This window comes from bacterium (assembly GCA_012517375.1).
GTDB lineage: Bacteria > Hydrothermota > Tepidihabitantia > B3-TA06 > B3-TA06 > JAAYVC01.
Genome location: JAAYVC010000113.1, coordinates 1 through 12,624, shown reverse-complemented (window position 1 = coordinate 12,624; position 12,624 = coordinate 1). Strand labels below are relative to the sequence as shown.

The following is a 12,624-nucleotide window of genomic DNA, read 5'->3' as shown; positions in this document are numbered from 1 at the left end:
CTTGCAAGGGGCCGGGAGTGAAGGTCTTGAGATCGGCCGACACCATGGAGAAGCTAATGAGAGATAAAATAAAGTGAAGCATTATTGTGATAAATCGCGGTTACCGTTATCGGTAGCAACCGGGGAACTGCGCCCAAGGCTGCCTTCAGCGCAGGACCGAGAGAGGGACCTGCACTGCTTGCGGTCAAGGACTCCGCGTACTACTCGCTCAAGGAAACTTCAGCTTCAAGCGGCCGACCGACGGCGCCGCGAGCCTCGTGATTGTGATTAAATAACAAAAAAGGAGTCAACTATGAAGAAGATATGGATAATGGCCGCTCTGGTCATTTTTCTTGCCTGCGCAAAAACAAACGCCCAGCAGGACATGACGAAGGTGGAAAGCGATTCGACGAGCATGATGCAGGTCGAACCACAGTATCAGGACACACTCGTTAAGGACTTCCATTTGATGTGGAGGGTGGATACGCTAGGCTTCCTCCATGTCAAGCTTATGGCGCCTGCAAAGGGCTGGGTCGCGATAGGCTTCGCGCCCTCGAACATAATGAAGGACGCGAACCTGATAATAGGCTACGTGAAGGCGGACACCGCGTACTTCTCCGACGAGTTCGGGGTGAGTCTTACTTCCCACAGCCCGGACACGAAGCTCGGCGGAACGGACGATATAAAGGAAAAATCAGGCATGGAGAGCGAAGACCTGACCGAGATTCACTTCTCCATACCCATGAACTCGGCAGACAAGTACGACAAGGTTCTCGATAAGGGCAAGATCTACAAGATAATCCTTGCCGCGGGCGCATCGGACAACTTCACATCACCGCACGTAAAAACGGCATCCTTGATGCTCACGATATAAGGAGGAAAACGTGAAAAAACTCTTGATCCCGGCTCTTGCCGCACTCATTGCAGGGTGCGCATCAAAGGTTCCCGAGGCAGCATTCGGCGCCGCGCCTCTTGAGGGACCCCCTCCCCTTACGGTCGTGTTTGCGGATTCATCTGCGAACAGCCCGGACACCTGGCTCTGGGACTTCGGCGACGGCGATACTTCGAGTATACAGAATCCGACCCACGTCTACGATTCCACTGGCTCCTACGACGTTACTTTGATAGTCGCCAACTCATTCGGCGCAGACACCCTCACCCGCGCAAGCTACATAACGGTGGGCGAATTGGGCTACGAGAAGGTCGAGGCGTCGGGGATAACGCTCGAGTGGCGGGTTGATGGAACCAATCTCGACATAAGGCTCTTTGCGCCCACAAGGGGCTGGGTGGCGGTGGGCTTCGACCCGACCACGTCGATGAAGGACGCGAACTTCATAATCGGCTACGTCCAGGGTAGCGATGTCTTCATATCCGACCAGTACGGCAACTCGAACTTTTCGCACGAGCCGGATGCGGACGCCCAGGGTTCGAACAACATTACATCCAAGCAGGGACAGGAGACCGGCACCGGCACGAGGATTTCATTTACGATTCCCCTGGATTCGGGCGACCCCCGCGACCGCGCGCTTGTTGCAGGTCAGACATACAAGGTGCTTCTTGCATACGGACCCGACAACGCGGACGAGTTCACGACCAAGCACGCGACCAAGACATCCGTGAACATCAAGATTTGAGGAAGTGGTGACCATCTACGACATTGTAACGCCTTCATTTCTGAAGATTCTGGGCATTATAGTATTCGGCATCTTCCTCCTGACCCTTTTAGGCGGACTCATGCGCAAGCAGCTGGCGCCCGTCTTGAAAAAGGCTTACCTGCCTCTGCACCGGACACTCGCTGTTGCAGGCATCGCGCTCGCCGCCGTACACGGAGGACTGACGCTCATACTCTACGGGCTCTGAGCGCGGGGCAGATTCGGGGTCCCCAGACGTATGCGCAGCAGACGTTTGGGGTAAAGGTTCGGGGTCCCCAGACGTATGCGCAGCAGACGTTTGGGGTAAAGGTTCGGGGTCCCCAGACGTATGCGTAGCAGACGTTTGGGGTAAAGGTTCGGGGTCCCCAGACGTATGCGTAGCAGACGTTTGGGGTAAAGGTTTGGGGTAAATGAGCGGTGTCACCGGAAGACACGTTGCGGCGGCGATTTCGGAACTCACGCGAAGCGCTCGCCTGGGATAAGGATGAACCCTTGACACCTACCCTCTTTTGTTTACAATAGGATTGAAGGAAGCAGATGAAGAAGACAATCCTTGTGCTTATATCGACCCTTTTGGTCTTCGCGCTCGGTTGCAGGAAGCCTGAACCTACCGCACCGCACCTTGTAATAATCCTTACCGAGGTTTACACCATGGGGAGATTCGTGGACAACACAGTCGCATGCAAGACGGTGGATTCGGTTTTCTTGAAACCTGATGAGAAGGTTCTTCTTCTTAAGAGAAGATGCCTTAGCCTTACCAGCGAGCAGCAATCAGGTTATTGCTACTTGTGGAACGAAGAGGATACGATCGATTACTACTACAGGGACGGCTTCCTCTGGGTGGGCGGCAAGCTTTCCGGCGGATATCTTGATGAGCTTCTCAAGCTCGAGGACGACCAGCTCAAGGACGTTCAAAGCGTTAGCTTGTTTTACGATTCTGAGAAGCTGAAGAGACCTGAGCGAGGTTTTCTCGGCTTCACTCCTGCAATCAATGCCCCGCCGCAGAATCTCAGGCGCTTCCCCAGGCTTTCTTATCTTGATATGTACCTAACGGACGGCAAACGCGCCGAGCCCTTTCTCGACAGTCTGAAGCTTTTAGATAAAGAAATCACAATAGATTGTCAGATTGGCGAACCCACAGGCAGAAACATCAGACAGCTTCTTGCTTTTCCAAACCTGCGCAGACTCTCGCTGTGGATGTATAAATCTGACAGGTTGGCCGATAGTGAGTTGATGCAGCTTCGACACGCCAGAAATCTGGAACGTTTAATGATTGGAAAGGACCCCCGCCTTAAAAATATAAAGAGAACTACGATAGAAAGGCTTCACAAAATACTGCCCGATTGTTATATTGACTTCCGCGACACCTTTGAAACAGTAATAATTACGCCAATTCCTTGAATTTCTTCCTCGTCAGATTTCAATTGCGCTCGTCATCTGAACGACTAAAATTCTGATAACTCAACAATCAGGAATGGAGGTACAAGTGGATAGCAAGTCGGTAAATAAGGGTTTTATTAAGGCGGTAAGGGAGAGTCCTCTCCGGACAGGGAAAATAACCCCCGAAGTGGTTACAGATCAGTTAAACAAGGTTTGCCAGCGTGTCGGTTCTTATACTTTCAATCTGAAGATCTTTGTAGCCAAGGAGGAAGAAGAGAGATTGCAAGCCGAACCCATGAAGACGAAACGAAGAGCATTTTCGAAGCTCATCTCTTGTGAAAAAATAACTCCGACCGGCTCGGGTGGTTTCAATCATACGATAGATGTAATGTTGAGTCCTTTTGACGCCTTCAACATTCTAAAAGCAGGAAATGTTGAACTTAGCTACAGGATAAGAAACGATTGGGTAAAAAATCGGTCGAAAGAAGCGGACTCAAAAAAAATAATTGACCCGCAAAACCCTATCATGGGAATATCTACTGGCCTTCATTTTTCAGGGCCAACCATAGAAGAGAGTATCGATCGGGAGAAAATCATAGATATTCCGCCTTACGACGGCATGAGCAATATGGAAAAAACCAAAGTGCTTGAGACGTTAATGGAAAAACACCTACGGAGTGCAGTAATCCAGGTTTCCCACGAATATGAGGTTTTTGACCGATATGCACAAGATCAGAAAGGAAATGCAGACGACTTTGTAAAGTTGAGAATTGGTCTGTGGCACGAGATAATAGAAACCGCCTTAATATTTATAGTTACTGAGGCGTTTTGTTTCCCGTTGAGTATATACAATGATATCTGCAAAGACTTGGATTCGCAAGGATCAAAATCCACTTTTGCTCATCTGGGAATGGAAACCTTTCAAAAAAACCTTGCTTCAAACAGGAGTATTCTCCTCTACTGGGCAGGCGACCCTGCGTTCGACGTGCTCGACGTTTCCGCCTATCTTGCGGAGGCTGAAGCAGTGCGCCTGGAGGAACTCGCGCTCCTAGAGGAGCGCCAGGGAAGCTGGGCCGGCGCAAGAGAAAGATGGAAGGAAGCGGAGGAAGCATGGAAGAAGGCTATAGAGGCGTGGCGAGCGGTTACCCAGCGCCCTGACAGGGACCAGAGACTCGAAGCGGGCCGCAAAAGACTCGCAGAGGCAAGAGAAAAGTACGATATAGCCCGATGGATGCTAGCCTCCTGGGATGTCAGCGCAAGCTCGGCAGGTGAGATTACCATAAGGTACAGCTCCTGGCCTGTTCGGTTCCAGGCAAGGATAGCGGACGTGAAGGGCAAGTGTCTGGCTACGTTAGACAAGCCCGGCGGCGCCGGCGTCATCATCTGGGGAAAAGGTCAGCCGCAAGGGCTTTACTTCATCAAGGTTGACGGGGACCGGATAGAGCCCGGCATCCGCAAGATAGTTCTATACTGACCTCACCCCCTCTTCTTGACATCAACCCTCTTTTGTTTACAATAGGGTCGAATATCAGATTTGCATTGCACGGGTCAGGGAAAGATGTAACATCGTGGGTATCGGAATGAAAAGAATTTTACTAAACCTGTCAATGATCGGGTTTTTGTTTATGGAATTACCCGGCTGCAGAAAAGAAAACGAACCACCCGAGGCCAGGTGGCTCGTAACCACTTGCCGGGGCCAGTATGCGGGCTGGACTGACTCAGTCAATACGAGCGGCTGGAGCATAGGAAGGGATGTAGTTCCTCTCTACGACCCGAATGCAATGGATGGGTTTTGCTATCCCTGGCAGGGCGAAGATTCCCTCGATTTCCGAATCGAAGAAGGCATTAAAGGAATAAACGATGGAAAATTGGACAGGTTCGTTCACGCGTATAGCGCTAATAATTGTCTCTGGGTAAATGACAAACTTGTCGGCGGTTATTATTCCGAGCTTTGTCTTCTGCCTGACAGCATTTTGAAAAATATTTTGACTATGCAGGCCGATTACGGCTATTATCAGTATATCTTTGGCAGGTTCGACCCTGAACGGGTATTTACTATCGAAGCGCTGAAGAGGTTTCCCGGACTTACTGTTGTCTCGACGGACATTGACTGCTATTTTCACCAAAGAGAAGATGCGATTAATACCCTTAAGATGCTTCCTACAGGCATAGCTGTATACTTAACATATGGGGTACTCTCGCGGGCAGATGTAGGTGAGCTTGCCGAGATAAAAGGATTGAAAAAACTGAATCTCTGGTGCTACGGGATGCCTCCCAGTGGTATTCTTAAATTAGCAAAGGTTAAGAATCTAAAGGAAGTAAGTTTTATTGGCGGGACGAATTGCATGAGACTGCCTTTTTTTCAGGTTTTTTTACTCAGGTTAGTTCGACCTGACTGCACGATTGAGATGTCAAAAAGATAAAATTGAGACACTAAAAGGAAGGTGTGTATGATTTCGTGTACAAAAAGGTCGGAGCCGCCTCGCATCACGCGAGACGTCCTCGCAAATAACAGAGACATGGTTTTAGACAAAATAGGTCCCTGCACTTTCAAGTTTGATGTTATCAGGGAGCTTGCAGAGGAAAGAAGATTCAACGAACCAGGCTATCCTGAGTATGAAGCGCAGCATAACCGAACCTTCGGGAACCGGCAAAATACGCTGGGGCGACAGGGCTCCCACAGGCTTGTATACCGTTCAGATAAACGCGGAGAGCGCACGCAGAAAGGTCTCAATCCTGCGCTGAGAGTGTAGGCTTCACTCGAACGCGGCCTCGAAGTGCTCGATGCGGATGACGGCGGGAGACTGGGGCAGTGTAATGGAAACTACGTCGAAGCGGCATTGCGGAGAGTCGTTTGGAAAGTGTTCGGCAAGCCACAGCTCTGCAGCCCTGCGCATGCGGTCCTGCTTTGTGAGAGTGACGGACTCCTCAGGAGCGGCAAAGTGCGAGCTAGAGCGCGTCTTGACCTCTACAAAGACGATGGTGGAGGAGTGGCAGGCGATTATGTCTATCTCGCCCCAGGCCGTGTGAAAGTTGCGGGCAAGAATCTTGTAGCCCTTCGATTCGAGAAAGCGGCAAGCGCTTTCCTCTCCCATATCGCCTTTTTTCTTTTTTCCGGACGTCACTTGAAGTAGACTATCTTTCCTGAAGATGCGCCGTAGGATGTGCTCATGACCCAGAAGTAGACTCCGGAGGGAAGGAGAGGCTTGAAGTCTATTCGGCCAAGCTCGGCGGTGGACCCCTGGCGTTCCGATACCTTGCGGCCTGCGGCGTCGAAGAACGTGAGCGTGTAGGATGCGGGCTTGGATGACGCGTAGTCGAACCTCAAGGTGTCCTTCTGTACAAAGCGTGCGGAGGACGCAAAGAGGCCGGCGCTCATGCGCGGCACTCTGCCTATATCGACGTCGATGGTGTCCGCGCTTGCAAGAATGGCGTCCCGGACGTCCCTGTTCGTGCAGTAAGGTTCAAGGCTCAGCACGAGTGCTGCAAGGCCCGCAATCTCAGGCGAGGCGATGGATGAGCCCGTAAACGCGCCGTAGCCGCCGCCAAGAGAGGTCGACGCGACCTGAACCCCGGGCGCGAATATATCCACGTTGCGTCCGTAGTGAGAGCCGGAGCCGCGCTCGTCGGCCTCAGTGGTGTAGCCGACGGATACAACGTTCGGGTATGCGGCAGGATAGAGCGAGGAGTCGGCGCCCGAGTTTCCGGCTGCCGCGCATATGAATACCCCATGCTGCCAGGCGTAGTCTATGGCGCGCGCAAGAAGGGTGTCCTGGCTGCCGCCGAGGCTCATGTTGATAGCTCTCGCCCTGTGATCGGATGCGTAAAGAATTCCCTGGATTAGGTCGGCGTTCTGGTAGTAGCCGTTGTCTGCAACCACCTTGAGAGGCATTATGGACGCCTGCGCTATTCCCGCGACGCCGATAAGATTGTCTATCTCCGCCGCGACGACTCCCGAGACCGCGGTGCCGTGGCCGTGACCGTCCTGGACGGTTGCGGACGTGTCCACGAAGTTGTATCCGGCAACGAGGTTTGTCCGCAGGTCCGGATGGGCGGTGTCCGCGCCCGTATCCAGTATGGCGACCAGCACGTCTTTAGAGCCTTTGGTGACGTTCCATGCCCAGTCTATGCGAGTAACGGCCCTGTCCCACTGTGTCGAGAACCACTCGTCGTCAGGTTCATAGGGCCCGCCCCATGATGAATCGGGGCAGGGCGCAAGCGTGCGGAGCGGGTTTTCAATAAGGGGGATGACCGATCCCGAGCCAGCCGCCCAGACGGCATGGGTCCCTGGAATGGATTGGAGCGGGTCCAGCGATTGCGGGAGTTCGACCACGTAGCAGTCGCCGAACGCTTCCCTTGTTTCTTGGAGCGCGCCGGGGTAGGATACCAGCGGCGTTATGGAAAGGCATAGGGTAGCAATGGACTGCGGATCAGAGGTCTTAACTACTATCTTTGCCGCGAATTGCGCAGAAGGGAGGATGATCAATCCCGCAAATCCGGCAAGAAGACAGAGATTCAGCGTTTTCATTTCACGTACTCCGGATAGAGGGAGGACGGAGGCGCTACAGGGAGACCGCACTCGTTCCTGCGGCCGAAGCCCCAGAAGTGTTTCGACCAGCAAGTAAGATCTGGGTCTCCGAGAGAGGACGGCGATCGCTGAGTCGTCTTTTGGGGCGAATAGAAGTAGACCTTTCCGTCGTCGGAGTTGTAGAGCCAGACGATATCGATCGAGTCCCAGCACCAGTAAACGTTGAAGCGAGCGGGGAAACCTTCCTTGTCCTTGTAGAGAAGGTTGCAGGCGGTGTCCCTTATTTCGAGCCGCCAGTAATGATACTCAGCAATCCGCTCGACAGGCATCTTGAGAACGAACGCGCCTGACGGCGATACCAGCGGCGTACGCTGATTCTGTTTGTCGGCCCTCTCCCTGCATCCGGGGACGAGTATGGCAAAAAGGGTCCCAAAAACGCATGCGCAGCGGGCATTCGGTGTCATGAGTCCGCGCATCATGCGGAATCCCTTTTTCGATTGGCTTCAAACATCTCCCTCGTCAGGAAAAGATGGATATTGTGGTCGCATTTTTCGGAGGATGATTCCTCCTTCGAGTGGAAAACATATCCTGCCTTCTCGAACGCCCGCAGGCATCTTGCGTTGTTGCCCTTGATGGCGCAGGCAAACATCATGTCGGCGCCTTCCCGAAGGAAGGCGAACTCCGTCAGCGCACGGATGACGGCAGTGCCCGCGCCACTGCCCCAGTAATCCTTCTCTCCTATCATGATAGGCATCCTGCGCACGTCCTTGTCCGGAAACCTTGCGGAGATCTCCTCGAGGTTCATTTGCTGCAGCCAGCATTCGCCTATAGGCTTGCCCTCCGCCTCGATTATGAAGCAGTAGGCGCGCTCGCTCACCATGCGGTACATCCCTATCATGTCTTCGAGCTGCCAGCACTCGATGTCGTCCTCCTCTGACCAGTAAAGTACGTCGGGGTCGCTGTTCCATTTGTGGAGAACTTCCCAGTCGCCCTCGGTCATGGGCCGCAGCCTCAACGCGAGCCCTCGCGAGGTTGACGTTTCAAGAACCACATCGTGCTTTCTCAGAACTTCCATTCTTCACTCCTTTTTTTGATTGGCAAGGAACGCCTCCCTCGTCTGGTAGAGGTCAAGATTGAACTCGCGCTTTCGCGAGGCGGATTTTTCCTTCGAGAAGAGAACGTATCCGGCTTTGGAGAGCACGCGCAGGATTCTCGTGTTGTTGTCCGCCACGAAGCAGCCGAATATCATGTCCGCTTCCTCGCGCATGAACCCGAACTCCGTTACCTTCTTTATGACCGCCGAACCGATGCCCTGGCCCCAGTAATCCTTCTCTCCAAGCATGAAGTCTATCCTGCGCAGGTCCTTGCCCGGAAATCTTTCCGATATCCGCGCGAGGTTCATGGGCTGAAGCCAGCACTCGCCTATTGGTCTTGAACCCGTCTCGACGATGAAGTTTATCCCGCCCTTTTCGATAATTGAGAGGTACTTGCGCTTCATATCCTCCAGAGACCAGCCTGTTGTATCCTCCTCCTCGGACCAGTAGATGACTTCCGGGTCGTTGTTCCACTTGTAGAGCACGTCCCAGTCGTCCCCGGTCATGGGCCGCAGCCTGAGCTTTACCCCTCTCGACGTGGTGGCCTCGAGTATCAAATCCCTGCGTTCGATATCGGGAATCGCTCACCTCCTGCGGACGACTGGTTTTTTTGCGAAGCGTGCATCAACGAACTCTTCCGCCTTCGGGTGAAGGGAGAGAGTCACCTGCGGGAACGCAATCTCGATGCCTGCCTCCTCGAGCCGGCGCTTCACGAGCCGGCGCGCCATTCGCGCCACATCCCACTGCTTGGAGGGCAGGCACTTCACCCACAGGGCTACCTCGATGGACGAAGGGTTGAACGCCTCTATCGCCTTTATCTCGGCTTCTTCCATGAGATAGGCCGAGAACGCCTTGTCGCGCTTGAGGTCTTCAGCCGCATGCTTCAGCGCCTCGACCACGCGCTCTATCTCAGAGCGGTAGGCAACGCCGACGTTCACGATCGCGCGCGCCCAAACGGTTGTCATGTTCTCCACTAGCTTTATCTCGCCGTTCGGAATTGTGTACAGATGCCCGTCGAGTCCGCGTATGACTGTCGTCCGCAGGCTTATGGCTTCCACAGTGCCGACCGCCTCGCCGATGCGGACAACGTCCGATATCCGGAACTGGTTCTCTATGATGATGAAGAGCCCGTTCAGCATGTCGCGGACAAGGCTTTGCGCGCCCAGACCCACGGCAACGCCCGCAACGCCCAACCCGGCGAGTATTGGGCCTATTTCTATCCCGAGTTTGCGGAGCACCGTGACGACAGCCGTTATCCAGACGATGATTAAAAGCAGCCAGCGCAGCGCGCCCAGAAGCGTCATTGTGCGCTTTGCGCGCGCGAACACCTCGGGACCCCGAGCCTTGTCGGCCTGCCTGATTCCCGCTTTTATGAGCGCCGAGACGACCCACGATAGAAGCCCCGCCGCTGCAAGCGTCGCGCCTATCCATATCCCGGGGTCAAGGAGCCACTTTACGAAAGGCGAAGGTTCCATCCTAAATAGTATCAGACTAGAAGGCTAAAGTCAAGGGAGGAGGGGGGCTTTTTTATTTTGCCAAGCTTTCCAGAAAATCCTTAAGTAGTAGAGCAGAAAGTGCAACACCTCCTAATGTACTTACCTCTCTGAACATTACATAATTACTAGGTATCCACATGACCCCGTCGAGAACTGCAACCCCTAGAGCAATACCTAAGCGACCCTTTGGTAACTTTAGAGCATCTCTGCAATCATTGTTTTGACTGCCCCCTTGGCTGGAGAGGAATTTAGCTTCACCTATGATATAAGTATTTCTAGCCTTGGCTAAGAAATCTGGTTTTTTTTCGAGTTTAATCCCGAATTTTCCTTCTGCAAAAGTTTTTAGCTTCGATTCTCCCCCATCAAGAAAAGCAATAGCACTAGTTTTCTCTAAAGCCTTCTCGTCAAGGAAAGGGTAACCTAAAGTAGGCAGCCAACGGTGAAACCTTTGCCCCATTTTCCGATTAGCTTCTTTCTCCTCTGTTATTCCAGAAAGGATACCCGATAATCCTTGTTTTTTTATTCTACTTACTATCCGTTTTATTGTCTGGGGATTGTTCTTAATTGCGCTTGGGTCTTGCTTCAGAAAACCAACATACGGGTCTTTGAGTGAAAACTTCTTTTGTTTCAGAAGAATCGCCATTAGTTTTTCGTCATCTCCAGAACTTAACGCCTCTGAAATTTCTTGTTCAAGGCCCTCTTTCAACTGTCTTTTTTCTTCGATATCAACGGGATAAACCTCGTGAAGTTTATCCAAGTAACCGGGGGCATTAGCAAGTTTGATGCTGCGTTCGACCCATTCGTTCATAAATCCTCATCCACCCTAAAAACGCTGATAGGGGAAAACTTGCCTTCAAAAAGCATCCGATTTTCTATTACCCTTATTGCTGCTTGGGATGAATCTATGCCAATCCACCTTCTACCTTTACGCTCAGCTGCAACAAGTGTAGTACCTGAACCAGCAAAACAGTCGAGAACTATATCGTTAGGATTAGATGAAGCTTCGACGATTAGCTTAAGCATATCAAGGTTTTTTTCGGTAGGATAAGAAGGGTACTGGGGGTCTTTAAACTCCCATATGTCTTGAAGCTTTTTACCTTTTAAGACCTTTTCATGGGCGTAAATGATCCTCCGCGGATTCCCGGTCGAAGACCATTCAATTCTACCTGCCTTGTCAAGCTTATCCAGTTCTTCAGGGGATACTCTCCAATGCCTCCCTTTAGGAGGCAACAATTCCTTCCAGAGCTGACCCGTTTTTCCGTTTCGCGTTTCACCCGGCGCGTGAAGAGGCGTAGTGGTATATCTGTTTCCATTCTTATCTACTTTGGGAAAAAGTCTAAGTATTTCTTCATCCGCCATCTTTACGTGAGGTTCATTCCAGATGTAATCCTTGCTCTTTGAATAGAAAAGAATCATATCCTTAAGATTTCCGTATCCTTTTCTTGAAAAGTTTTTAGGGTTACATTTAATCCGTGTAATGTCATTGATAAAATTTTCCTGGCCGAAAACTTCATCCAGCATGACTTTTACATAATGGCCTACTTTGCAGTCTATATGAACATATATACTTCCGTCGTCCGCAAGCAATTCTCGTAACAAGGCAACTCGTTTTCGAAGGAACTCAATGTAATCTCTTCCCAATATCTTGTCATGATATGCATGATCGTCGTAGTCGCTGGAGCTTATCGTCGCCGTTCTTCCTCCGTTCCCGATACGAAAAGTCTGATTGGTCGCAAAGGGTGGATCAATATAGATTAATCTGACTTTTCCAAAAACTTGGGAATCATGAATCAGGGCTTCTAAAACAGGAAGATTATCACCCCAAATAAGACGATTTACCCATTCATTAGTTTTCGAATTCCCATATTCTCTCATTGTTCGGAAAACCACTCTTTCATAGTTTCCCACTATCTGAGTTGAGAGACTTTTGTTCATATTTGTTTCCCTTATTCTCCTTGTTTTATTTGTTTACTATACTCTATTTCTTGTTCATTGTCAAGCTTCTGCTCCTTTTTTTCTTACCGAATCACCAATAAGTCAATGCTAATTTTCAAACGTGATCTCATTTACGCAAATTTTGACCATCTTTTGACCAGCTTTTTTTACCCCGTGAAGCTGTGGAGCGCCTGGAAGGCGCATGGGCGGAAGTTTCTTCCGCAGGAGCTTAGAGCGAGCGAAGCAATCGCCAGATTATTTCACCTTTTTACTTGTCCATGGTCAATAGATTGTTACCAGGTATAAGTGGGTTGAGTTCATCAAGAAGGATGACAGGGAAGAGGATGAAGTTATCATCGAGGTGATTGCAGCCGAGGGATTGTAGTTTGGCAAGCGGCGAGAGTCCGCCCATGCCCTTACCGAAGTGCGGTCTTTTGAGGTTGTAGACATACTGCCAAGCCTGAGCCGATTTGAGGAACTGGTCGGTATCATTCCAGCAGAGGATCATAGGTAAGTAGAACTCCTCATCGTCGGTGAGGTGGCTGCGCTCGACCCTTCCG

Annotated in this window: 16 protein-coding genes; 7 read left to right on the top strand and 9 right to left on the bottom strand. The window is 51.3% G+C overall.

Translation table 11 applies throughout. The features are described from left to right. The first annotated feature begins 292 nt into the window (after positions 1-292). The 7 genes from GX441_12105 to GX441_12075 all read left to right on the top strand — a co-directional run bounded on the left by GX441_12105 (position 293) and on the right by GX441_12075 (position 5,756). Positions 293-853, top strand: a complete 561-nt coding sequence (locus GX441_12105; GenBank protein ID NLI99383.1) for a hypothetical protein — start codon at positions 293-295, stop codon at positions 851-853. A gap of 10 nt (positions 854-863) precedes the next feature. Beyond that, entirely contained in the window at positions 864-1,613 is a 750-nt protein-coding gene (locus GX441_12100; GenBank protein ID NLI99382.1) for a PKD domain-containing protein, read from the top strand. Between the two features lie 7 nt (positions 1,614-1,620). After that, positions 1,621-1,839 carry a hypothetical protein gene (locus tag GX441_12095; protein ID NLI99381.1) on the top strand — a complete coding sequence of 73 codons (219 nt, stop codon included), beginning with the start codon at positions 1,621-1,623 and terminating at the stop codon, positions 1,837-1,839. Positions 1,840-2,168: 329 nt separating this feature from the next. Beyond that, the gene (locus GX441_12090) at positions 2,169-3,032 is read left to right on the top strand and encodes a hypothetical protein (GenBank protein NLI99380.1); all 864 of its coding nucleotides are present in this window, start codon (positions 2,169-2,171) and stop codon (positions 3,030-3,032) included. 85 nt (positions 3,033-3,117) lie between these two features. Further along, positions 3,118-4,485, top strand: a complete 1,368-nt coding sequence (locus tag GX441_12085) for a hypothetical protein (protein ID NLI99379.1) — start codon at positions 3,118-3,120, stop codon at positions 4,483-4,485. 151 nt (positions 4,486-4,636) lie between these two features. Beyond that, on the top strand, positions 4,637-5,434 hold the full coding sequence (locus tag GX441_12080) for a hypothetical protein (protein ID NLI99378.1): 798 nt from the start codon (positions 4,637-4,639) through the stop codon (positions 5,432-5,434). 151 nt (positions 5,435-5,585) lie between these two features. Next, a complete protein-coding gene (locus tag GX441_12075) occupies positions 5,586-5,756 on the top strand; it encodes a hypothetical protein (protein NLI99377.1) in 171 nt (56 codons plus the stop codon). A gap of 11 nt (positions 5,757-5,767) precedes the next feature. Here the strand turns inward: GX441_12075 and GX441_12070 are convergent, their stop codons facing one another. The 9 genes from GX441_12070 to GX441_12030 all read right to left on the bottom strand — a co-directional run. Then, the gene (locus GX441_12070) at positions 5,768-6,106 is read right to left on the bottom strand and encodes a YraN family protein (protein NLI99376.1); all 339 of its coding nucleotides are present in this window, start codon (positions 6,104-6,106) and stop codon (positions 5,768-5,770) included. Positions 6,107-6,132: 26 nt separating this feature from the next. Then, on the bottom strand, positions 6,133-7,539 hold the full coding sequence (locus GX441_12065; protein ID NLI99375.1) for a S8 family serine peptidase: 1,407 nt from the start codon (positions 7,537-7,539) through the stop codon (positions 6,133-6,135). Then, positions 7,536-8,018 carry a hypothetical protein gene (locus GX441_12060; protein ID NLI99374.1) on the bottom strand — a complete coding sequence of 161 codons (483 nt, stop codon included), beginning with the start codon at positions 8,016-8,018 and terminating at the stop codon, positions 7,536-7,538. Before GX441_12060 ends, GX441_12065 begins: the two co-directional genes overlap by 4 nt. Further along, a complete protein-coding gene (locus GX441_12055) occupies positions 8,015-8,614 on the bottom strand; it encodes a GNAT family N-acetyltransferase (protein ID NLI99373.1) in 600 nt (199 codons plus the stop codon). The genes GX441_12060 and GX441_12055 overlap by 4 nt, the downstream gene beginning before the upstream one ends. A 3-nt stretch (positions 8,615-8,617) precedes the next feature. Next, positions 8,618-9,190, bottom strand: coding sequence for a GNAT family N-acetyltransferase (locus GX441_12050; protein ID NLI99372.1), 573 nt, complete (start codon positions 9,188-9,190; stop codon positions 8,618-8,620). 27 nt (positions 9,191-9,217) lie between these two features. Next, the gene (locus GX441_12045) at positions 9,218-10,108 is read right to left on the bottom strand and encodes a mechanosensitive ion channel family protein (GenBank protein NLI99371.1); all 891 of its coding nucleotides are present in this window, start codon (positions 10,106-10,108) and stop codon (positions 9,218-9,220) included. Between the two features lie 52 nt (positions 10,109-10,160). Continuing rightward, positions 10,161-10,937 (bottom strand): restriction endonuclease, encoded by a 777-nt coding sequence (locus tag GX441_12040; GenBank protein NLI99370.1) that lies wholly within the window; start codon positions 10,935-10,937, stop codon positions 10,161-10,163. After that, complete coding sequence (locus tag GX441_12035; protein ID NLI99369.1) at positions 10,934-12,004, bottom strand: site-specific DNA-methyltransferase; 1,071 nt, start codon at positions 12,002-12,004, stop codon at positions 10,934-10,936. Before GX441_12035 ends, GX441_12040 begins: the two co-directional genes overlap by 4 nt. A 328-nt stretch (positions 12,005-12,332) precedes the next feature. Further along, positions 12,333-12,624 (bottom strand): transposase (locus GX441_12030; protein ID NLI99368.1); only part of this gene is annotated, 292 nt, incomplete at its 5' end.